The sequence below is a fragment of the Variovorax sp. GW821-FHT10D07 genome, assembly GCF_059415325.1.
On the sequence record NZ_JBWKMZ010000002.1, the window covers coordinates 862,424 to 883,816 of the forward strand.

18 protein-coding genes and 1 other RNA gene are annotated in these 21,393 nt (G+C 67.3%); 9 read left to right on the forward strand and 10 right to left on the reverse strand.

Annotated features, from left to right (window positions below; all coding sequences use genetic code 11):
- Positions 1–119: 119 nt before the first annotated feature.
- The 6 genes from AC07PU_RS09345 to AC07PU_RS09370 form a co-directional block, all read right to left on the reverse strand.
- Entirely contained in the window at positions 120–1,094 is a 975-nt protein-coding gene (locus AC07PU_RS09345; RefSeq protein ID WP_296778655.1) for a sterol desaturase family protein, read from the reverse strand.
- A gap of 10 nt (positions 1,095–1,104) precedes the next feature.
- Positions 1,105–1,926, reverse strand: a complete 822-nt coding sequence (locus tag AC07PU_RS09350) for a polysaccharide deacetylase family protein (RefSeq protein ID WP_495316936.1) — start codon at positions 1,924–1,926, stop codon at positions 1,105–1,107.
- Complete coding sequence (locus AC07PU_RS09355; protein ID WP_398498162.1) at positions 1,910–2,929, reverse strand: YncE family protein; 1,020 nt, start codon at positions 2,927–2,929, stop codon at positions 1,910–1,912. Before AC07PU_RS09355 ends, AC07PU_RS09350 begins: the two co-directional genes overlap by 17 nt.
- Positions 2,930–3,018: 89 nt before the next feature.
- On the reverse strand, positions 3,019–3,750 hold the full coding sequence (locus AC07PU_RS09360; RefSeq protein WP_057589615.1) for a pseudouridine synthase: 732 nt from the start codon (positions 3,748–3,750) through the stop codon (positions 3,019–3,021).
- A gap of 90 nt (positions 3,751–3,840) precedes the next feature.
- The gene (ggt, locus tag AC07PU_RS09365; RefSeq protein ID WP_093343395.1) at positions 3,841–5,574 is read right to left on the reverse strand and encodes a gamma-glutamyltransferase; all 1,734 of its coding nucleotides are present in this window, start codon (positions 5,572–5,574) and stop codon (positions 3,841–3,843) included.
- Between the two features lie 59 nt (positions 5,575–5,633).
- Complete coding sequence (locus AC07PU_RS09370; RefSeq protein ID WP_495316940.1) at positions 5,634–7,229, reverse strand: methyltransferase regulatory domain-containing protein; 1,596 nt, start codon at positions 7,227–7,229, stop codon at positions 5,634–5,636.
- 221 nt (positions 7,230–7,450) lie between these two features.
- Between AC07PU_RS09370 and AC07PU_RS09375 the strand changes: the two genes are divergently transcribed.
- Entirely contained in the window at positions 7,451–7,609 is a 159-nt protein-coding gene (locus AC07PU_RS09375; RefSeq protein WP_203205080.1) for a hypothetical protein, read from the forward strand.
- 213 nt (positions 7,610–7,822) lie between these two features.
- Here the strand turns inward: AC07PU_RS09375 and ssrA are convergent.
- The 4 genes from ssrA to ompA all read right to left on the reverse strand — a co-directional run bounded on the left by ssrA (position 7,823) and on the right by ompA (position 10,396).
- Positions 7,823–8,207, reverse strand: a transfer-messenger RNA (tmRNA) gene (ssrA, locus tag AC07PU_RS09380).
- A gap of 13 nt (positions 8,208–8,220) precedes the next feature.
- Positions 8,221–8,886 carry an HAD-IA family hydrolase gene (locus tag AC07PU_RS09385; protein WP_208510334.1) on the reverse strand — a complete coding sequence of 222 codons (666 nt, stop codon included), beginning with the start codon at positions 8,884–8,886 and terminating at the stop codon, positions 8,221–8,223.
- Positions 8,883–9,605, reverse strand: a complete 723-nt coding sequence (ubiG, locus tag AC07PU_RS09390; RefSeq protein WP_490876877.1) for a bifunctional 2-polyprenyl-6-hydroxyphenol methylase/3-demethylubiquinol 3-O-methyltransferase UbiG — start codon at positions 9,603–9,605, stop codon at positions 8,883–8,885. Before ubiG ends, AC07PU_RS09385 begins: the two co-directional genes overlap by 4 nt.
- A gap of 131 nt (positions 9,606–9,736) precedes the next feature.
- Positions 9,737–10,396, reverse strand: coding sequence for an outer membrane protein OmpA (gene ompA / locus AC07PU_RS09395; RefSeq protein ID WP_208510333.1), 660 nt, complete (start codon positions 10,394–10,396; stop codon positions 9,737–9,739).
- A 225-nt stretch (positions 10,397–10,621) separates the two neighbouring features.
- Here ompA and gyrA point away from each other — a divergent pair, with 225 nt between their 5' ends.
- The 8 genes from gyrA (at position 10,622) to AC07PU_RS09435 (ending at position 21,327) form a co-directional block, all read left to right on the forward strand.
- Positions 10,622–13,267 (forward strand): DNA gyrase subunit A, encoded by a 2,646-nt coding sequence (gyrA, locus tag AC07PU_RS09400; RefSeq protein ID WP_093343403.1) that lies wholly within the window; start codon positions 10,622–10,624, stop codon positions 13,265–13,267.
- Positions 13,264–13,848 (forward strand): DUF2059 domain-containing protein, encoded by a 585-nt coding sequence (locus AC07PU_RS09405; protein WP_256222547.1) that lies wholly within the window; start codon positions 13,264–13,266, stop codon positions 13,846–13,848. Before gyrA ends, AC07PU_RS09405 begins: the two co-directional genes overlap by 4 nt.
- 1 nt (position 13,849) lies before the next feature.
- Complete coding sequence (gene serC, locus AC07PU_RS09410) at positions 13,850–14,980, forward strand: 3-phosphoserine/phosphohydroxythreonine transaminase (RefSeq protein ID WP_495316946.1); 1,131 nt, start codon at positions 13,850–13,852, stop codon at positions 14,978–14,980.
- Positions 14,981–14,999: 19 nt separating this feature from the next.
- On the forward strand, positions 15,000–16,121 hold the full coding sequence (gene pheA / locus AC07PU_RS09415) for a prephenate dehydratase (protein ID WP_093343406.1): 1,122 nt from the start codon (positions 15,000–15,002) through the stop codon (positions 16,119–16,121).
- Positions 16,122–16,140: 19 nt separating this feature from the next.
- Positions 16,141–17,034 carry a prephenate dehydrogenase gene (locus AC07PU_RS09420; protein WP_093343407.1) on the forward strand — a complete coding sequence of 298 codons (894 nt, stop codon included), beginning with the start codon at positions 16,141–16,143 and terminating at the stop codon, positions 17,032–17,034.
- A 1-nt stretch (position 17,035) separates the two neighbouring features.
- Positions 17,036–19,048 carry a bifunctional 3-phosphoshikimate 1-carboxyvinyltransferase/cytidylate kinase gene (locus AC07PU_RS09425; RefSeq protein WP_495316949.1) on the forward strand — a complete coding sequence of 671 codons (2,013 nt, stop codon included), beginning with the start codon at positions 17,036–17,038 and terminating at the stop codon, positions 19,046–19,048.
- Between the two features lie 197 nt (positions 19,049–19,245).
- Positions 19,246–20,934, forward strand: a complete 1,689-nt coding sequence (rpsA, locus tag AC07PU_RS09430) for a 30S ribosomal protein S1 (protein WP_093343410.1) — start codon at positions 19,246–19,248, stop codon at positions 20,932–20,934.
- 75 nt (positions 20,935–21,009) lie between these two features.
- Complete coding sequence (locus AC07PU_RS09435; RefSeq protein WP_057589604.1) at positions 21,010–21,327, forward strand: integration host factor subunit beta; 318 nt, start codon at positions 21,010–21,012, stop codon at positions 21,325–21,327.
- Positions 21,328–21,393 lie beyond the last annotated feature (66 nt).

Sequence of the window (21,393 nt, forward strand, 5' to 3'; positions counted from 1 at the left end):
GCCGGAGGATAACCCGGCGCGCCCCGCGCGGCCGTGAAGCCAGAGCCGGCGGCCAGGCGATTCGCCGGTTCGCGCGCACGCCGCGCGCAGCTGAGGCAGCTGGAGCGGAGCCGCGGCGCTCAACCGCGGCCGACCATGCGCTTGAGCCCCAGCCACTGCTGGGCCCAGAAACCCTGGCCGTAGTCGCGCACCTTGCCCGCGGCATCGGGCTCGACCTGGTCGCGCACGCCGGTCGGGTCGTAGCGGTTCTCGAAGTTGGCGGTCCCGAACATCATGTCCCACCAGGGCAGCAGCACGCCGAAGTTGTGGCCGCCGAGCGTGCTCTTGCCGTTCGACTCGTGGCCCAGCCCGATGCTGTGGTGCAGCCGGTGGAAGCGCGGGCTGATCCACAGCCGTTCGCCGAGGGCGCCGAAGCTCAGGCGCAGGTTGGCGTGCTGCAGGCTCTCGCTGAGCTGGGTGAAGGCAACGAAGGCGATGAACTGGCCCGGCGCCACGCCGATCAGCTGCGCCACGATCACGATCAGGGTGTCGTGCAGGATGTCGTCGAGCAGGTGGTTGCGGTCGTCGCTCCACATGGTCATCTGGCGCTGCGAGTGGTGCAGCGAATGCAGCCCCCACCACCAGTTGAACTGGTGCTGGCCGCGGTGGATCCAGTAGCCGACGAAGTCGAGCACCACGAGGTAGATCGCGAACGCGACCACCGGCACGTCGGTCACGCCGGGCCAGAGTTCGTCGAGGTGCAAGGTGCCCCAGCCGGCCGCGCGCAGGCTGCCCATGAGGTCGTCGAACACCGGCTGCAGCGTGAAGAACATCGCGAGCCGGAACAGGCCCAGCCGGTGGATCAGCGTGTAGAGCACGTCGATGCGGATCGCGCGCCGGTCGGTCACCGGCTCGACGGCGCGCCAGCGTTGCAGCGGGCCGATCAGCGCGACCAGCACCACGATCTGGATCAGGCCGACCAGCAGCCAGCCCGTGGCGTCGAAGGCGTCCTCGGTCCAGCCGCCGAGGCCGATCGCATAGACGAAGGGCTGCACGACGGTTTCGAAGAACCAGCCCTGCAGCGAGGAGAAGAGATCCGTCAGCCAGTCGATCACGGAAGCCGCCTCAGGGATGCGATGCGATCCAGGCGCGGTAGTCGGGATGCTGGCGCAGCGTCTGGAAGCAGAAGCCCTTGGCCTTCAGCCCGACGATCAGCGGCTCGAGGTTGGCCGGCGCCCATGGATCCTTGCGCGACCAGATGCCCAGGTGCGCGAGCAGGATGTCGCCGGGGCGGATGGTGTCGAGCGCCTGCGTGAGCAGCTTCTCGTTGCTGAACTTCTCGCTCGGCAACTCGTCGCCCAGGAAGCCCGCGGGCGCCCAGCCCACGTGCGCATAGCCGCAGTCGCGCGCGGCGGCCAGCAGCTTGGGCGAGGTCTTGCCGCCGGGCGCGCGGTACAGCGGCAGCGGTTTCTTGCCGGTGATCAGCTCGAGCCGCTCGGAGGACTTGCGGATGTTGGCGCAGTACTCGGCCGCGCTCCAGGTGAACTCGCGCCCGGCCAGCGCGCCCGCCGAAGGCTTGACGCGGAAGCTCGGCGTCACGCCCTTGAGGTCGGCGCGCCAGTAGACGTGGTCGTAAGTATGCGAGCCGAACTCGTGGCCCTCGGCCGCCCTCGCCTTCCACCAGGCGGCCCAGTGGTTGTCGAGGCTGTCGCCGTCGGTCTGGGTGCGCTCGGCGGCGGCAAAGAAGGTGACGTGCACCTGCTGGCGCTTGAGCACCTCGGCCACCAGCGGCGCGATGCCCATGTGGCCGGTGTCGAAGGTCAGGTAGACGGGTTTCTCGCAGCTCGCCGCGGCACTCTGGGCGCCAGCGGGAATCGCCACCGCGACGGCCAGCAGCGCGGCGAGCCCCGCGGCCGCACGCCGGCGCGAGCTAGATGCGCTTCGCATGGTCGAGCGTCCAGACGCCGTGCGGCGAACGGCCGACATTCACCTGCCGCACCACCTTGCCGCTGGCCAGGTCGACCACGCTGAGCTTCTTGGCCCAGCGCGAGGTCACGTAGAGGGTCTTGCCGTCGGCCGACACGTCCATGCAGTCGGGGCCGCCGGGCACCGGATAGGTGTCGGTGACCTTGAGCGTGGCGAGGTCGATGCGGCTGATGGAGTTGGCCACGCGGTTGCTCACGAACACGCTCTTGCCGTCGCCGGCCGAGCGGAAGGCGTGGGCGCCCTTGCCGGTCGGGATCTTGCCGACCAGCTTCGGCTGCGCGCCCGCCACGTCGAACACCTGCACGCCGTCGCTGCCGGTCAGGCCCACGAGCAGCGTCTTGTCGTTGTGCACGCCGTAGATGTCGGCCGGCATCGGACCGGTGGCCACGCGCCAGCGGATGGTCTGCGTCGGCAGGTCGACGGCGATCATCTCGTCGCTGTCCTGCATCGTCACGTAGGCGATGGTGCTGGTGTTGTCGATCCAGATGTGGCTGGGCGTCTTGCCGGTGGTGATGCGCTTGGCGAGCTTCAGGTCCTTGCCGTCCCAGCGGTAGACGTCGACGTGGTTGAGCCGGTTGGCCGCGGTCACGAACCACTTCATGTCGCGCGAGAACTGCAGCTGGTAGGGGTCGATGATCCCGTAGACCACGCGCTGGACCTCGGCGGTGCGCGGGTTCACGAAGGTCAGCGAGTCGCCGGCCGAATTCGCCACGATGACCGACTTCTCGTCGGGCGTCATGTAGATGTGGTGCGGCTCCTTGCCGGTCGGAATGCGCTGTTTCTCGGTCCAATCGACCGGATTGATCACGCTGACGCTGGCGTCGAGCGAGTTGAGCACGAAGATCGGCGGGGGTTCCGGTGGGGCCGCGGTGGCGGCGAGCGGCGCCGTGAAGGCGATCGCGCCGAACAGGCAGGCGGACAGCAGGGCCGCGGCGCGGCCGGTCGAACGGGAAAGAAAGCGCAAGGGAAGTTCCGGAAAAGGGCTTCGAATGTTAACGATCCGAACCGACGGCTGGCTGACCGCCAGCCGCCGAAAAGGCGGACAGTTGACAGTTATTTCGCAGGCGCGCGCAGGGCGGCGACCTCGTCGGCCGCCAGCCAGCGCCATTGGCCGGGCGCCAGGTCCGCGGGCAGCGCCACGGTGCCGATGCGCGAGCGGTGCAGCGCTTCGACGCGGTTGCCCACCGCGGCCAGCATGCGCTTGACCTGGTGGTACTTGCCCTCGGTCAGCGTGAGCCGCAGGTGCAGCGGGCTGTCGGACTCGCAGGCGGCCGCGCGCACCGGCTTCGGATCGTCGTCGAGCACCACGCCGGCCAGCAGGCGGGCGATCTGCTTGTCGTCGATCGGGTGCTTGGCCGTCACTTCGTAGACCTTGGGCACGTGGTGCTTGGGCGAGCCCATCTTGTGGATGAACTGGCCGTCGTCGGTCAAAAGCAGCAGGCCGGTGGTGTCCTGGTCGAGCCGGCCGATGGCCTGCACCCCCTGCACGGCGCCCTTGTTGGGCCGCAGCCGCAGCGGCGACGGCAGCAGCGTGTAGATGCTCGGATAGGTCGAGGGCTTCTGCGAGCACTCGGTGCCGGCCGGCTTGTGCAGCATCAGGTAGGCCTTCTCGTGGTAGGCCCAGGCGGTGCCCTGCACGGTGAACTGCAGGCCTTCCGCGTCCAGATCGGTGGCGGGATCGTCGACCACCGCGCCGGCGATGGTCACGAGGCCTTGTTGAACCAGGCCGGCGCACACGCGCCGCGTGCCGAAGCCCTGGGAATAGAGGATGTCTTGCAGTTGCATGGCGAAAAGAAAAGGCGGCCGCGCTTCGCACGCGGCCGCCCTTAAGTGTCTCAGAAGGCGCGGACCGGTCCGGCGCCCTCCTCGCGGCGCTCAATAGCCCGCGGCCAGCCCGGTGTTGCGGCGCGGATCGTTGGCGCCGTAGAAGCGGTTGTTGCCCACCGGCTTGCCGCCCAGGGTGGGCGCGCCCACGATGATCGCGGCCAGGTGGTTGGCCGGTTGCGGCACGCCGAGGTTGTGGCCCATGTCGGTCAGGATCTTGCGGGTGTCGGGGCTCAGCGCGAAGGTCTCGACGTTGGTGACGTCGGGCAGCCACTGCTGGTGGAAGCGCGGCGCATCGACCGCTTCCTGCACGTTCATGCCGTAGTCGACCACGTTGAGGATGGTGTGCAGCACGGCCGTGATGATGCGGCTGCCGCCCGGCGTGCCGACCACGAACACCGGCTTGCCGTCCTTGGACACGATGGTCGGGCTCATCGAGCTCAGCGGGCGCTTGCCCGGGGCGATGGCATTGGCCTCGCCCTGCACCAGGCCGTACATGTTCGGCACGCCGACCTTCGAGGTGAAGTCGTCCATCTCGTTGTTGAGCAGCACGCCGGTCTTGGCGGCCGTGACCTTGGCGCCGAACCAGTCGTTGAGCGTGTAGGTGACCGAGACCGCATTGCCCCACTGGTCGGTGATCGAGTAGTGGGTGGTGTTGCTGCCCTCGTGCGGCGCGACGCCGGGCTTGATGTCCTTGGAGACGCCGGCCTTCTTCGGATCGATGGCGGCGCGGATCTTCTCGGCATAGCCCTTGTCGAGCAGGCGATCGAGCGGGTTCTTCACGAAGTCGGGGTCGCCCAGATAGCTGTTGCGGTCGACGTAGGCATGGCGCATGGCCTCGATCTGGTAGTGCACGGACTGGGCCGAACGGAAGCCCAGGTCCTTGAGCGGATAGCCCTCGAGGATGTTGAGCATCTCGCAGATGATCACGCCGCCCGAGCTCGGCGGCGGTGCCGAAACCACGCGGTAGCCGCGGTAGTCGCACTCGACCGGCGCCAGTTCGCGCGTCTTGTACTGGTCGAGGTCGGCCTGCGTGATGATGCCCTTGCCGGCTTGGCTCGAGGCCACGATGGCCTGGCCCACCCAGCCCTTGTAGAAGCCGTCGGTGCCGTTCTGGCTGATCGCGCGCAGCGTCTTGCCCAGGTCCTTCTGCACCAGCTTCTGGCCGACCTGGAACGGCTCGCCCTTATTCAGGAAGATCGCGCCGGAGACCGGGTCCTTCTGGAAGTCGGCGGTCGAGGTCCAGAGCATGTCGATGTCGCCCTGCTCGAGCGCGAAGCCCTTCTCGGCGAGCTGGATCGAGGGGGCGATCAGCTCGGCGCGCTTCTTCGTGCCGTACTTCTCGCGTGCGTACTCCATGCCCGACACCGTGCCGGGCACGCCCACGGCCAGGTGGCCGTTGGTGCTCAGGCCCTTGATGACGTTGCCGTCCTTGTCGAGGTACATGTTGGCCGTGGCGGCCAGCGGCGCCTTCTCGCGGAAGTCGAGGAAGGTCTTGCGGCCATCGGCCAGCTGCACCGTCATGAAGCCGCCGCCGCCGAGGTTGCCCGCGGCCGGATAGACCACCGCGAGCGCGTAGCCCACGGCCACCGCCGCGTCGACGGCATTGCCGCCGCGCTGGAGCACGTCGACGCCGACCTTGGAGGCGAGGTGCTGGGCGCTCACCACCATGCCGTGTTCGGCCGCGACCGGCGCCTGCGACGCGGCCTGCGAAGCGCCGGCGGCCAGTGCGAGCACGGCGGCGATCGCCGCGCGCAGTTGGGGGGTGGATGGAAGTCGATGCATCTGAATGTCTCCTCTTGAGATGTCGTTGGTTGCGGAGTTTGGGTGTGTCTGGCGAGGGTTCAGCTGGCGAGCAGCGCCTTGCGCCGCAGGTCGCGCAGCGCCAGCGCCACCTGCTCGCGGGCGAAGGCGCTCAGCGCCTCGGGATCGGTCATCTGCTCGTCGTTGCGCACGAAGCGCAGGCGGTCGGCGCGCACTTCGGTCTCGAGGTGCTCGACCAGCGCCTCGTGCGAACGGGTGCCGTCGAGCAGCGGCAGCAGCGCGCGCTCGAGCAGCGACAGGGCCACCGTCTCGTGCCAGCCGTTGCAGACCGTGACCGAAGGCGCCTGGCCCGGTGCCAGGCCCGGCGCGTTGCGCACCGAGGCCGCGGCCTGCGGCCGCGCGGGCACCTGCGCGACCGAGGGCACCGGCGTGCGGCGGATGCGCAGCGCGCCGAGGATCAGCATCTCCTCGAGCATCGCCATCACCGCGGGCTCGACCGCCTCGCGCGGCTGGCCGAGCAGCGGCAGCACGCAGGCAATCAGTGCGTCGGCGCTCAGCGCCAGCGGATAGTGGCTGTCCAGCACATGCGCCACCGCCTTGTGCACCGGCTGGCGCAGGGTGACCGTCACGTTGCGGATCGCGGTGCAGTTCTGCTCGCGCGTGTCGAGCGTGAACGGCGCGCCGTTCTCGCCATGGAACACGCCCGCGAACAGCAGGCCGCGAATGCGAGTGGCGTCGAGCCGGTAGCGGATGTTGCGCGCCTGCTCCTGCTTCACCAGCAGCGTCTGGCGGAAGGTGCGGTTGACCAGAAAGTCGAGGTACTGCTCCATCAGCACCTGGCTGCCGCCGCATTCGCGCAGCAGCGGATCGCGCACCTGGGCGCCGTAGTTCTGCACGAACATCGTCGAGGGCTCGGCTTCGGCCAGGTAGGCCAGGCCGTGGCCCTCGGCGCGTGCGACGAACTCCTTGAAGTAGCACGGCGCGTTGCAGGGCTCGAGGAACTCGTGCAGCAGGTACGAGGTGGCACCGTCGCGCACGATCGGCGCGGTTTCGTCGAGCGTCTTCTTGAGCACGCTGTCGGGACGCGCCGACTGCGCGAGGAACTCGATCATCCCGCGGGCATAGGAGAGCTTCTCCTCGGGCGTGTCGCGCGGGCCGCCGCGCAGGATCATCGCGTCGCGCACGATCTCGCGCGCCTTCCAGCCCGGGTAGACGTTGTAGCTCACGTAGGCCACGCCGTTCGGCGCGAGGTTCTCGGAGCACACGCGCAGGATCGCGTCCTGCACCGGCCCCGGCACCCAGCTGTAGACGCCGTGGCAGACGATGTAGTCGAACTGGCCGAGCGAGGCGTCGACCTCGGCGATGTTGAAGGTCTTCACCTCGACGTTCGACAGGCCCAGCCGCTCGATCGCGCTCACGCCCTGCGCGATCTGCACCGACGACAGGTCGAGGCCGAGCGCGCGCGCGCCGGGGTGGCGCTCGGCGAAGGGGATGATGTTGTTGCCCGCCGCGCAGCCCAGTTCGAGCACGCGCGCGCCGGCGGGCGCGGGGGTTTCGAGGCCGAAGAGAAATGCCGTGGCTTCCAGGTGCTCGACCGCCGTCTGCGGGAACGGGTGCGAGTCGTAGGGCACCGCGTCGTAGTAGCTCGTCAGAACCGAAGTCAGGGAATCGGACACGGGCAGCCTTTTTAGGAAGATGCGAGGGAGAGAACGCGCGCGATCTGAGCGCGCCGGCGCCCGCCGAATATAGCCCTGCGTGACAGCGAAAAGAGCCGAGGTCGGGTTGTCCAGGAGGGCCTCCGTCCCGCCGCACAGCCGCATGTAAGACAATGCCGCGACCTTCCGCGCCAGCGGCGCTCGGTGCGGTCTTTGGGTGTACAAATCGGCGTTCTGACACCATGCAGCTCTCCGATCCATCCTTCGTTCTGTCGGTCTTCCTGGCCGGTGTCGCCGTCGGGGCGATGCTGGTTGCCGTCATGTCGGCCATCCGCGCCGAACGCGGGCCGAACGGCCCGATGCCCAAGCCGGGCAGCGACGGCGACCGACTGGCGCGATAACGTCCCTGGCCGACGGCCACCTGGGCTCGACATCGTCGAGGCCAGGCATGCGGCCTTGCCGTTCCCCCTCTAGCTCTTCTGACGCACGAACACGCGCTTCACGCAGGTGAAACGCGTACCGGATCCATGAAGGGGAGGGTTTGGCCGTGGCCGACCCGGGAATGCCTCCCGGGTCGCCAAGCTCGGATCGGTCCGAGTCAGCCTTTGAGAATGTGGTGGAGCTGGGGGGATTTGAACCCCCGTCCGCAAGCCTTCATCGCGCAGTTCTACATGTTTAGCGATCTGATTTAAGTCTCGCTTCCGGAGTCGCGCAGTCGCACGCTACACCGGACGCCAGCACCCTATTTTCTTGCCCCGACCCAAGGTACCCGGATCGAAGCCAGCCGATGTAATTATCCTTGCAGCCGGGAGGCACTGATTGCTCAGAACCCCCTTGCCCAGCCCATCGGCCTGCTGTTGCAAGGCTCACTGGCAATTAAGCAGCGAGTGCGAAACGTTCGTCGTTTGCAGTTAGTTTGTTTGAATCTGTTTTACGAGCGCATTCAGCTCGACATGCCCCGCTGCGACTCCGAACCCGCGTCGAAACCAGTGCAGCCCCAAGGGGGCGTATTTTAGGCGCTATCCAGCAGTTTCAAGAGCTCGCCCGGAGAAGTTATCAAGGCATCGGCCTCCCAGCGGGTCGCATCGGCCTGCGCGCCCATGTAGCCGTAGGCTGCGGCCACGGTCCGCATGCCCGCCGCGCGGCCCGCGATGATGTCGCGCTCGTCGTCGCCCACGTAGATGCAATGCTCAGAAGGGATGCCCAGCCGCCGGGCCGCCTCGTGCAGCGGCTCGGGATGCGGCTTGGCATGCGGCGTGGTGTCGCCGCTCACCACCGCGCCCGCGCTCGCGAACAGCGGCATCGCCTGCGTGAGCGGCTCGGTGAAGCGCTTCGACTTGTTCGTGACCACGCCCCAGCGCAGCCCGCGCGCGACCAGCGCCTCGATCAGCGGCGGAACGCCTTCGAAGGCCTGCGTGTTGAACATGCAGCGCTCGTAGGTCACGAAGAACTCCTCGCGCAGCGCATCGAACTCGGGCGCATCGGGCGTGATGCCGAAGGCCACGCCGAGCATGCCGCGCGCTCCGGCGCCGGCCATGGGGCGGTAGCGCTCGAGCGGGTAGGAGGCCAGTCCCCGGGCGGTGCGCATCTGGTCCGCCGCGGCGCCCAGGTCGGGGGCGCTGTCGATCAGCGTGCCGTCGAGGTCGAACAGCACGGCGCGGGTCGGCACGCCCTTCACGCCCGGGCCTCCGCCGGCTTCTGCGTGGCGAACATGTAGTTGACGCTGGTATCGGCGCTGAGCCAGTAGCGCCGCGTGATCGGGTTGTGCTCGAGGCCGCGCGTGTGCCGCACGTCGAGGCCCGCCGCGCGGCAGTAGGCCGCCAGCTCGCTGGGCCGGATCAGCTTCGCGTACTCGTGGGTGCCGCGCGGCAGCATGCCCATCACGTACTCGGCGCCGACGATCGCGAGCATGAAGGACTTGAGGTTGCGGTTGATCGTCGAGAAGAAGACCCAGCCGCCGGGCTTGACCAGCGTGGCGCAGGCCTGGATGACCGAGGCCGGGTCCGGCACGTGCTCGAGCATCTCCATGCAGGTGACGACGTCGAAGCTGCCGGGCTGCTCGGCCGCGAGCGCCTCGGCGCTGACCTCGCGGTACTTCACGCCGCGCGTGCCGGCCTCGAGCGCGTGCAGCTGCGCCACCTTCAGGGCCTTGCCCGCGAGGTCGGCACCGAGCACGTCCGCGCCCTTGCGGGCCATCGAATCCGAAAGAATTCCGCCGCCGCAGCCTATATCCACGACGCGCCGCTGGGAAATCGGCGCAATACCTTCAATCCATTCCAGGCGCAAAGGATTGATTTCGTGCAAAGGGCGAAATTCGCCTTCCATATCCCACCACTTGTGGGCCAGCTCCGAAAATTTGGCGAGTTCGGCGGGATCGGCATTCACGTTTTCTGTCATATGACGGATTATGAAACGGACGATGACCGGCCCATGACGAATGGGCCTCATTGAAAACTTTCAGCCTGCATTGATTCAGGCATAAAAAAACCCCGCCGAGGCGGGGTTTTAGGGTCGATGGAATCGAGCTATCAGTTGGCGCGGGTGCCGACCACTTCGATTTCCACGCGACGGTTCTTGGCGCGGCCTTCCTTGGTGCGGTTGTCAGCCACAGGCTGCTTCTCGCCCTTGCCTTCGGTGTAGACGCGGTTGCGTTCGATGCCCTTCGAGACCAGGAAGGCCTTGACGGCTTCGGCGCGACGCACCGACAGACGCTGGTTGTAGGCGTCCGAACCGATCGAGTCGGTGTGGCCGACGGCGATGATCACTTCGAGGTTCACGCCACGGATCTTCTCGACCAGGTCGGTCAGCTTCGCGCGGCCTTCAGGCTTCAGCACCGACTTGTCGAAGTCGAAGAATGCGTCGGCAGCGAAGGTCACCTTCGAAGCGGCAACAGCCGGGGGTTGAGTGGGAGCCACAGGCGGGGGAACAACGCCAGGAGCTGCGGGAACTGCAGCAGCCGGGGGAACCAGAGCACCGTCGCAACCGGCAGCAGCCGTGGCGGGCGTCCAGTTGGCATCGCGCCAGCACAGTTCGTTCGTGCCGTTCTTCCAAACCAGTTCGCCGGTGCCGTTTTGCCAGTTGTCGATCGTAGGACCGCCATTCGCAGCGGTGACACGGGTCTGCGCGCCGGCGGCAGTGGCGAGCGCAGCGACTGCAAACATCATCGCCACTTTATTCAGTTTCTTCATGGTTCTCCTCTTGGGGAAAAAGCCGCAGCCGCGCTGCGAATCAAGGACGCTTTAAGTGACCACCACCCAAAACGTTGAGGCGATTGTGCCATAGGGTCTTTGGCAAACAGGCCGCACGGCGGCCACGAAGCGTAGGACGGAGGCGGAATAGAGCCCTTGTGTTGCGGCGGTGCGACACCCCTCACAGCGTAAAATTTCGCCTTCCTGCCGCCAGCCTCTCGCTCAATGACGTCCTTCGCCAAAGAAACCCTGCCCATCAGTCTCGAAGAGGAAATGCGCCGCAGTTATCTCGATTACGCCATGAGCGTGATCGTGGGCCGCGCCCTTCCCGACGCGAGGGACGGCCTCAAGCCGGTGCATCGCCGCGTGCTCTACGCGATGCACGAGCTCAACAACGACTGGAACCGGCCGTACAAGAAGTCGGCCCGTATCGTCGGCGACGTGATCGGCAAGTACCACCCGCACGGCGACCAGTCGGTCTACGACACCATCGTGCGGCTGGCCCAGGACTTCTCGATGCGGCACATGCTGGTCGACGGCCAGGGCAACTTCGGGTCCGTGGATGGCGACAACGCGGCCGCAATGCGGTATACGGAAATCCGGCTGGCCAAAATCGCGCATGAAATGCTGGCCGATATCGACAAGGAAACGATCGATTTCCAGGACAATTACGACGGCTCCGAAAAGGAACCGGCCGTGCTGCCGAGCCGGCTGCCGAATTTGCTGGTCAATGGCTCCGGCGGTATTGCGGTCGGCATGGCCACCAATATTCCGCCGCACAACCTCAATGAAGTGGTGGACGCCTGCCTGCACCTGCTGCGCAACCCGCAGGCCAGCATCGACGAGCTGATGGAGATCGTGCCGGCGCCCGACTTCCCCACGGCCGGCATCATCTACGGCATCAACGGCGTGAAGGACGGCTACCGCACCGGCCGCGGCAAGGTCGTGATGCGCGCCAAGTGCCACTTCGAGGACATCGACCGCGGCCAGCGCCAGGCGATCATCGTCGACGAGCTCCCCTACCAGGTCAATAAGAAGACGCTGCAGGAGCGCATGGCCGAGCTGGTCCACGAGAAGAAGATCGAGGGCATCAGCCACATCCAGGACGAGTCCGACAAGTCGGGCATGCGCCTGGTCATCGAGCTCAAGCGCGGCGAAGTGCCCGAGGTGGTGCTCAACAACCTCTACAAGCAGACCCAGCTGCAGGACACCTTCGGCATCAACATGGTGGCGCTGGTCGACGGCCAGCCGAAGCTGTGCAACCTCAAGGACCTGATCGAGGTCTTCCTGCAGCACCGCCGCGAAGTGGTGACGCGCCGCACGGTCTTCAACCTGCGCAAGGCCCGCGACCGCGGCCACGTGCTCGAAGGCCTGGCGGTGGCGCTGGCGAACATCGACGACTTCATCGCCATCATCCGCAACGCCCCGACCCCGCCGGTCGCCAAGGCCGAGCTGATGGCGCGCAGCTGGGACAGCAAGCTGGTGCGCGAGATGCTCACCCGCACGCGCGCCGATGGCGGCGTGATCAGCGCCGACGACTACCGTCCCGAAGGCCTCGAGCGCGAGTTCGGCATGGGCAACGACGGCCTCTACCGCCTCTCGGAAACGCAGGCCCAGGAAATCCTGCAGATGCGCCTGCAGCGCCTGACCGGCCTGGAGCAGGACAAGATCGTCGCCGAGTACAAGGAAGTCATGGCCGAGATCGACGACCTGCTCGACATCCTGGCCAAGCCCGAACGCGTCTCGACCATCATCGGCGACGAACTCGGCGCCCTCAAGCAGGAGTTCGGCCAGTCGAAGGTGGGCGCGCGCCGCAGCCTCGTCGAGCACAGCGCCTTCGACCTCTCGACCGAAGACCTGATCACCCCCACCGACATGGTGGTGACGCTCTCGCACAGCGGCTACATCAAGAGCCAGCCGCTCGGCGAATACCGGGCGCAGAAGCGCGGCGGCCGCGGCAAGCAGGCCACCACCACCAAGGAAGACGACTGGATCGACCAGCTCTTCATCGCCAACACGCACGACTACATCCTGTGCTTCTCGAACCGCGGCCGGCTCTACTGGCTCAAGGTGTGGGAAGTGCCGGCGGGCTCGCGCGGCTCGCGCGGCCGCCCGATCGTCAACATGTTCCCGCTGGCCGAGGGCGAGAAGATCAACGTCGCGCTGCCGCTCACGGGCGAGAAGCGCAACTTCCCGGCCGACCAGTACGTGTTCATGTCGACCTCGATGGGCACGGTCAAGAAGACCACGCTCGACGAGTTCAACAACCCGCGCAAGGCCGGCATCATCGCGGTCGACCTCGATGCGGGCGACTACCTGATCGGCGCCGCCCTCACCGACGGCAAGCACGATGTGATGCTGTTCAGCGACGGCGGCAAGGCGGTGCGCTTCGACGAGAACGACGTGCGCCCGATGGGCCGCAACGCGCGCGGCGTGCGCGGCATGATGCTCGAGGAAGGCCAGGGCGTGATCGCCATGCTGGTGGCCGAGGACGAGCAGCAGAGCGTGCTCACGGCCACGGAAAATGGTTACGGAAAGCGAACAAGCATTACGGAATACACGCGCCACGGCCGTGGAACCAAAGGCATGATCGCGATTCAACAGAGTGAGCGAAACGGCAAGGTCGTTGCCGCCACACTCGTGCATTCGGACGATGAGATCATGCTCATCACCGACAAGGGCGTGCTGGTGCGCACCCGAGTCGCCGAGATTCGTGAACTGGGTCGCGCGACGCAAGGCGTTACGCTGATCGGGCTCGACGAAGGTGCCAAACTCAGCGGGCTGCAACGTATCGTCGAAAACGATGCCAATGGCGAACCCGAGCCCGGCGCAGACGACACTTCCACATCTTCAACGGAGAATCCTCAGTGAAAAAACAAATCAAGCTCGCACTCCTGACCATCGCCCTGGCTGGCAGTTCGATGGGCGCCCTGGCCCAGGACAAGGCCACGCTCATCAAGCAGTTCCTCGACCTGCAGCGCCCCGGCATCGAAGCCCTGGCCCGCGGTCTGGTCGAGCAGTCGAGCGCCCCGATCGCGCAGGCCGGTTCGCAGTACCTGCAGACCCAGGTGCCCGAAGCCAAGCGCGAAGCCGCCGCCAAGGCCGCCGATGCCGAGCTCAAGAAGTACTACGACGAGGCCTACCCGATCGTGCGCGACAAGGCCGTGCAACTGGCCCCGACCACGCTGACGCCGCTGCTCGAGCAGTCCTTCACCGAAGACGAGCTCAAGCAGCTGCTGGCCTGGATCAACTCGCCGCTGAGCAAGAAGTACCAGGACCTGAACCCCAAGATGCAGACCGCGCTGACGGAAAAGCTGGTGGCCGAGACCCGCAGCTCCATCGAGCCGAAGATGCAGGCGCTCGACACCAACGTCGCCAAGGCGCTGGGTGCCCCGACCGAAGCGCCGTCCGCGCCCGCCAAGGCACCGGCCAAGGCTCCCGCCAAGAAGTGACGTGAACGCCCCGCAGAAGCCGGCCGGCCCGCGCCCCTACAACTTCTCCGCGGGCCCCGCCGCCATGCCCGAGGCGGTGCTGCAACGCGCCGCCGCCGAAATGCTCGACTGGCACGGCAGCGGCATGAGCGTGATGGAGATGAGCCATCGCGGCAAGGAGTTCGGCGAGATCTACGCGCAGGCCGAAGCCGACCTGCGCGCGCTGCTGGCGGTGCCCGCCAACTTCCGGATCCTGTTCATGCAGGGCGGCGGCCTCGGCGAGAACGCGATCGTGCCGCTGAACCTGTCGCGCGGCGGCACGGTCGACTTCGTGATCACCGGCAGCTGGAGCATCAAGTCGCACAAGGAAGCGCAGCGCTACTGCAGCGCGCGCGTGGCCGCGAGCAACGCCGACGACCAGCACACGCGCCTGCCCGATCCCGCGAGCTGGCAGCTGTCCGGCGATGCCTCGTACGTGCACCTGTGCAGCAACGAGACCATCAACGGCATCGAATTCCACGAGCTGCCCGACCTCGCCGCCCTCGGCAGCAAGGCGCCGCTGGTGATCGACTTCTCCTCGCACGTCGCCTCGCGCGGCGTCGACTGGAGCCGCGTCGGCCTGGTCTTCGGCGGTGCGCAGAAGAACCTCGGCCCGGCCGGGCTCACGATCGTCGTCGTGCGCGACGACCTGCTGGGCCATGCCCTCGAGATCTGCCCGAGCGCGTTCAACTACAAGACCGTGGCCGACAACCAGTCGATGTACAACACCCCGCCGACCTGGGGCATCTACATGGCGGGGCTCACGTTCCAGTGGCTGCGCGAGCAGACCGAAGGCACGGCGACCGGCGTGGCCGCGATGGAGCAGCGCAACATCGCCAAGGCGAAGCTGCTGTACGACTTCATCGATGCATCGTCCTTCTACCTGAACAAGATCGACCCGGGCTGCCGCTCGCGCATGAACATTCCGTTCTTCCTGCGCGACGAGGCCCGCAACGAGGCCTTCCTGTCGGGCGCCCGCGCGGCGGGGCTGCTGCAGCTCAAGGGCCACAAGTCGGTGGGCGGCATGCGTGCCAGCCTCTACAACGCCATGCCCCTGGAAGGCGTGCAGGCCCTGGTGAGCTACATGCGAGAATTCGAGCGGTCGCACGCCTAGACGCGCGCGAACCTCACCGATGACCGCCCCAGCTCCTACCCAGCCCTCCTCCCCCGACCATTCCGAAAGCCTCGCCGATCTGCGCGTGCAGATCGATTCGCTCGACCAGCAACTGCTGCGCCTGCTCAACGAGCGGGCCCACGTGGCGGAGCTGGTCGGCGAAGTGAAGAAGCGCGAAGGCACGCCCTTCTTCCGCCCCGACCGGGTGGCCCAGGTCATCGACAAGATGCAGAAGGGCAACGGCGGTCCGCTCAAGGACCTGCACGTGGCCGCCATCTGGCGCGAGATCATGTCGGCCTGCCTGGCGCTCGAGTCGCCGCAGCGAGTGGCGGTGCTCGGCCCCGAAGGCACTTTCTGCGAGCAGGCGGCCATCGAGTACTTCGGCGGCGCCGCCGACCTGATCTACTGCGCCAGCTTCGACGAGGTCTTCCACGCCACCGCCGCCGGCAGCGCCCAGTACGGCGTGGTCGGCGTCGAGAACTCGACCGAGGGCGTGGTCACGCGCTCGCTCGACCTCTTCCTGCACTCGCCCACCCACGTGGTCGGCGAGGTCAGCCTGCTGGTGCGCCACCACCTGTTGCGCAGCAGCAATTCCCTCGAGGGCATCGAGGCCGTGCTGGCCCATCCGCAGGCGCTGGCCCAGTGCCAGGGCTGGCTGACCAAGCACCTGCCGCATGCCGAGCGCCGCGCCGTGTCGAGCAATGCCGAGGGCGCGCGCCTCGCGGCCGCCAACCCGGCGTTCGCGGGGCTGGCCGGTGAGCGCGCCGCCACGCGCTTCGGGCTGCACATCGTGGCCCACGCGATCCAGGACGACTCCTACAACCGCACCCGCTTCTCGGTGATCTGCCTGCCGCAGACGCTCGCGATGCCGCCCGCCTCGGGCCGCGACTGCACCAGCCTGATCGTGTCGGTGCCCAACCGGCCGGGCGCGGTGCACGACCTGCTGGTGCCGCTGAAGGTCAACAACGTGTCGATGACCCGCTTCGAGTCGCGCCCCGCGCGCACCGGGCAGTGGGAGTACTACTTCTACATCGACCTCGACGGCCATCCCTCGCAGCCCAACGTGGCCGCGGCGCTGGCCGAACTGCGCGGTCTCTGCGCGTTCTACAAGGTGCTCGGCGCCTACCCCGTCAAGGCCTGAGTCCGTCGCAAGCAAGCACATGTTCGAGCAACTGGGATTGATCGGCTGCGGCCTGATAGGCGGCTCCTTCGCGCTGGCGCTGAAGCGCGCCAAGCTGGTGAAACGGGTGGTGGGCTACAGCAAGTCGCCCTCCACCACGGAACGAGCCCGGCAGCTCGGCGTGATCGACGTCGCCGCGCCCTCGGCGCTGTTGGCGGTGTCGGGCGCCGACATCGTGCTGCTGGCCGTGCCGGTGGCGGCCTCGGAAGCCACCTTCAAGGCGATCCGCCACGGCATCGGCAGCGACGCGCTGGTGATGGACGTCGGCTCCACCAAGGGCGACGTCATCGAGGCCGCGCGCCGCGGCCTGCAGGGCCAGCTCGGCAACTTCGTGCCGGCACACCCGATCGCGGGCAAGGAAGTCTCGGGCATCGAGCATGCCGAGGCCTCGCTGTTCACCGGCCGCCACGTGGTGCTCACGCCGATCAAGTCCACGCTGCGCTCCAACGTGCAGCGTGCCTCGCAGGTCTGGAGCGGCATCGGCGCCAACGTGCTCACCATGACCCACGAGGAGCACGACAGCACCTTCGCCGCCGTGAGCCACCTGCCGCACCTGCTGGCCTTCGCCTATGTCAACGGCCTCGCCGGCCAGCCGCAGGGCGAGCGCTTCCTGAGCCTGGCGGGCCCGGGCTTTCGCGACTTCTCGCGCATCGCCGCGAGCGACCCCGTGATGTGGCGCGACGTGCTGCTGGCCAACCGCGAGCAGGTGCTGGCGCAGTCGCGCGCCTTCCGCGCCGCGCTGCTCGAGATGGAGAACGCCATGGCCGAGGGCGAATCGCAGGCCTTGGAGCAGTCGATCGAACGCGCCCGCCGCGTGCGGGCCGCCTGGCAGCCCGGCGCCTCGTCGTCGCACGATTCGCAGCAGGACGCCTGAGATGTACGCCTCGGCCTTCCTCGATCTCCCCGCGCTGACCGGTGCCTCGGGCACGGTGCAGTTGCCCGGCTCCAAGAGCATCTCGAACCGCGTGCTGCTGCTGGCCGCGCTCGCGAGCGGCACCACCACCCTGCACGACGTGCTCGACTCGGACGACACCCGCGTCATGCTCGATGCGCTGCGCGCGCTGGGCTGCGGCGTCGAACCCGCGGGCACGCTGGTGCGCATCACCGGCATCGGCGGCCGGGAAATCGGCAACACCGAGCTGCTGTCGCTGTTCCTCGGCAATGCCGGCACGGCGATGCGGCCGCTGACCGCGGCGCTGTCGCTGCTGGGCGGCGAATTCGAACTGCGCGGCGTGCCGCGCATGCACGAGCGCCCGATCGGCGACCTGGTCGACGCCCTCACCCAGCTGGGCTGCCGCATCGACTACCTCGGCAACCCCGGCTATCCGCCGCTGCGCATCCATCCCGTGCCGCATGGCGAGCTGGTGCTCGACGCCCCGATCCGCGTGCGCGGCGACGTCTCGAGCCAGTTCCTGACCGCCCTGCTGCTCGCGCTGCCCCTCGCAGCGGCAAGCGACATCACGATCGAAGTCGTCGGCGAGCTGATCTCCAAGCCCTACATCGAGATCACGCTGAACCTGCTGGCGCGCTTCGGCATCGCGGTGCGGCGCGACGGCTGGGAGCGCTTCACGATCCCCGCCGGCAGCAGCTACCGCTCGCCAGGCGACATCCATGTCGAGGCCGACGCCTCGTCCGCCAGCTATTTCATCGCGCTGGGCGCCATCGCGACGGCCGCGTCCGGGCCCGACGGCATCCGGATCGAGGGCGTGGGCGCCGATTCGATCCAGGGCGACATCCGTTTCGTCGACGCCGCGCGCCAGATGGGCGCCGAGATCGACAGCGGCCCGAACTGGCTCGCGGTGCGCCGCGGCGCCTGGCCGCTCAAGGCCATCGACCTCGACGCCAACCACATCCCCGACGCGGCGATGACGCTGGCCGTGATGGCGCTCTACGCCGACGGCCCCAGCACCCTGCGCAACATCGCGAGCTGGCGCGTCAAGGAAACCGACCGCATCGACGCCATGGCCAACGAGCTGCGCAAGCTCGGCGCCACGGTCGAGGCCGGGCCCGACTTCATCCGCGTGCACCCGCTGGCGCCGGCCGGCTGGCGGCCCGCGAGCATCCGCACCTACGACGACCACCGGGTCGCCATGTGCTTCTCGCTCGCCGCCTTCAACCCGGCACGGGTGCCGGTGCGCATCCTCGAGCCGCACTGCGTCGCCAAGACCTTCCCCGACTACTTCGAGACCCTGTTCTCGGTCTCCACGGCCGCTGGCATTCCGGTGATCAGCATCGACGGCCCGACCGCCTCGGGCAAGGGCACGCTGGCCTCCGAAGTCGCGCGCCTGCTGGGCTACCACTACCTCGATTCGGGCTCGCTCTACCGCGTGACCGGGCTGGCCATGCGCCGCGCCGGCCTGAGCGCCGACGCCGCGCACGAAGCGCAGATCGCCGCGCTGGCCGCCGCCCTGCCGCTGCAGTTCACCGAGGGCAAGGTGCTGCTGGACGGCGAGGACGTCAGCGAGCTGATCCGCTCCGAGGCCGCCGGCATGGACGCCTCGCGCGTCTCCACGCTGCCGGCCGTGCGCGAGGCGCTGCTGGGCCTGCAGCAGCGCTTTCGCCAGCTGCCGGGCCTGGTGGCCGACGGCCGCGACATGGGCACGGTGATCTTCCCCGACGCCGCGCTCAAGGTGTTCCTGACCGCGAGCGCCGCCCAGCGCGCCGAGCGGCGCCATAAGCAGTTGATTTCAAAGGGTATTTCGACTACACTCGACAGTCTTCGCTCCGATCTGGAGGCGCGTGACGCCCGGGACTCGTCCCGCAGCGTCGCCCCTTTGAAGCCGGCGCAGGACGCGCGCCACCTCGACAACTCCCAGCTCTCGATCGAGCAATCGATCGACACGGTGTTGGACTGGTGGCGACAAGTGCAGCCTTTCGAGTCCGCTTGAAAGGCTCGCGCTCACCGGGTGTTCCGGGGGGCGCCTACCGCTCCAGAAGGCTCCCTTCGCGCGACAGCGCACCGGCCTTCTGGTTGTTCAACCAACCGGGCTTTCGCCCACAACCAACCGCCGTCTCCAGATCCAGCGCAGTCGCATGCAATGTCGCAAGAGCGCCTGCCAACCCTGCCTGACGGAAGGAACCATAAATGTCTGAATCTTTTGCCGACCTATTCGAAGAGTCCCTGAAGCGTTCCGAAATGCGCACCGGCGAGGTCATCACGGCCGAAGTCGTGCGTGTCGAACACAACCACGTCGTCGTCAACGCCGGTCTGAAGTCCGAAGCGTATGTGCCGATCGAAGAGTTCAAGAACGACAAGGGCGAGCTCGAAGTCCAGGCCGGCGATTTCGTTTCCGTTGCCATCGGCAGCGTTGAAAACGGCTACGGCGACACCATCCTCTCGCGCGACACCGCCAAGCGTCTCGCTTCGTGGCTGGCCCTCGAGAAGGCGCTGGAATCGGGCGACTTCGTCACCGGCACCACCAGCGGCAAGGTCAAGGGCGGCCTCACGGTGCTCGTCAACGGCATCCGCGCGTTCCTGCCCGGCTCGCTGATCGACACGCGTCCGATCAAGGACCTGACCCCGTACGAGAACAAGACCCTCGAATTCAAGGTCATCAAGCTCGACCGCAAGCGCAACAACGTCGTGCTGTCGCGCCGTGCCGTGGTCGAAGCCAGCATGGGCGAAGAACGCGCCAAGCTGATGGAAACCCTGAAGGAAGGCGCTGTTGTCCGCGGCGTGGTCAAGAACATCACCGAGTACGGTGCGTTCGTGGACCTCGGCGGCATCGACGGCCTGCTGCACATCACCGACATGGCATGGCGCCGCGTCCGCCACCCGAGCGAAGTCGTTCAGGCCGGCCAGGAAATCACCGCCAAGATCCTCAAGTTCGACACCGAGAAGAACCGTGTCTCGCTGGGTCTGAAGCAAATGGGCGATGACCCGTGGATGGGCGTTTCGCGCCGCTACCCGCAATCGACCCGCCTGTTCGGCAAGGTCACGAACATCGCCGACTACGGCGCGTTCGTCGAGCTCGAACCCGGCATCGAAGGCCTGGTGCACGTCTCCGAAATGGACTGGACCAACAAGAACATCGCTCCGAACAAGATCGTCTCGCTGGGCGACGAAGTCGAAGTCATGGTCCTGGAAATCGACGAAGACAAGCGCCGCATCAGCCTGGGCATGAAGCAGTGCAAGGCCAACCCGTGGCAAGAGTTCGCTCAGAACACGAAGCGTGGTGACCGCGTCAAGGGCCCGATCAAGTCGATCACCGACTTCGGCGTGTTCGTGGGTCTGGCTGCCGGCATCGACGGCCTGGTTCACCTCTCGGACCTCTCGTGGAACGAAGCCGGCGAAACCGCGGTTCGCAACTACAAGAAGGGCCAGGAAGTCGAAGCGATCGTGCTGGCCGTCGACGTCGACCGCGAGCGCATCTCGCTGGGCATCAAGCAGCTCGACAGCGACCCGTTCACCACCTTCACCACGGTCAACGACAAGGGCCAGATCGTGACCGGCAAGGTCAAGACGGTCGACGCCCGCGGCGCCGAGATCGACCTGGGTGAGGACATCATCGGCTACCTCCGTGCTTCGGAAATCTCGCGCGACCGCGTCGAAGATGCCCGCAACGTGCTGAAGGAAGGCGACGAAGTCACCGCCATCGTCGTGAACGTGGATCGCAAGACCCGCAACATCCAGCTGTCGATCAAGCAGAAGGACATGGTCGACGAGCAAGGCGCCATGGCCAACCTGAGCCAGCAATCGGCACGCGAAAACGCGGGCACGACGAGCCTGGGCGCCCTGCTGCGCGCCAAGCTCGACAACAGCGACAACAAGTAAGCCGTCGCCGGAAGACAGAGCAGGCCCTGGTGGCCTCTCTGTCTTTTTTTTCGCCCCTGCTTTTTGCTTTGACCTATGACCCGCTCTGACCTCGTCGAAGAACTCGCAGCGCGCTTTGCGCAACTCACCCACCGGGATGCCGAATACGCCGTCAAGACCATCCTCGACGCGATGAGCGATGCCCTGGTGCGCGGGCACCGGATCGAGATCCGCGGCTTCGGCAGCTTCTCGGTCAACCGGCGTCCGCCGCGCATCGGCCGCAACCCGCGCTCGGGCGAGAGCGTGCAGATTCCCGAGAAGCGCGTGCCGCACTTCAAGCCCGGCAAGGCCTTGCGCGAGGCGGTCGACGCCCGCAGCGCCGAACTCGGCATCAAGACGACGCCGAAGGCCTGAGTCCAGCCGCCAACGGCCCCCTCCATCGGCGCGGACCGTCCGGCGCAGGTGCAAACGTAGAATCGT

Excerpts from the sequence above, each read along its gene's own strand:
- AC07PU_RS09350 (WP_495316936.1), bottom strand. The coding sequence starts at position 1,926 with ATGCGAAGCGCATCTAGCTCGCGCCGGCGTGCGGCCGCGGGGCTCGCC.
- AC07PU_RS09360 (WP_057589615.1), bottom strand. The coding sequence starts at position 3,750 with ATGCAACTGCAAGACATCCTCTATTCCCAGGGCTTCGGCACGCGGCGC.
- ggt (WP_093343395.1), bottom strand. The coding sequence starts at position 5,574 with ATGCATCGACTTCCATCCACCCCCCAACTGCGCGCGGCGATCGCCGCC.
- AC07PU_RS09375 (WP_203205080.1), top strand. The coding sequence starts at position 7,451 with ATGCAGCTCTCCGATCCATCCTTCGTTCTGTCGGTCTTCCTGGCCGGT.
- ubiG (WP_490876877.1), bottom strand. The coding sequence starts at position 9,605 with ATGACAGAAAACGTGAATGCCGATCCCGCCGAACTCGCCAAATTTTCG.
- ompA (WP_208510333.1), bottom strand. The coding sequence starts at position 10,396 with ATGAAGAAACTGAATAAAGTGGCGATGATGTTTGCAGTCGCTGCGCTC.
- gyrA (WP_093343403.1), top strand. The coding sequence starts at position 10,622 with ATGACGTCCTTCGCCAAAGAAACCCTGCCCATCAGTCTCGAAGAGGAA.
- pheA (WP_093343406.1), top strand. The coding sequence starts at position 15,000 with ATGACCGCCCCAGCTCCTACCCAGCCCTCCTCCCCCGACCATTCCGAA.
- AC07PU_RS09420 (WP_093343407.1), top strand. The coding sequence starts at position 16,141 with ATGTTCGAGCAACTGGGATTGATCGGCTGCGGCCTGATAGGCGGCTCC.
- AC07PU_RS09425 (WP_495316949.1), top strand. The coding sequence starts at position 17,036 with ATGTACGCCTCGGCCTTCCTCGATCTCCCCGCGCTGACCGGTGCCTCG.
- rpsA (WP_093343410.1), top strand. The coding sequence starts at position 19,246 with ATGTCTGAATCTTTTGCCGACCTATTCGAAGAGTCCCTGAAGCGTTCC.
- AC07PU_RS09435 (WP_057589604.1), top strand. The coding sequence starts at position 21,010 with ATGACCCGCTCTGACCTCGTCGAAGAACTCGCAGCGCGCTTTGCGCAA.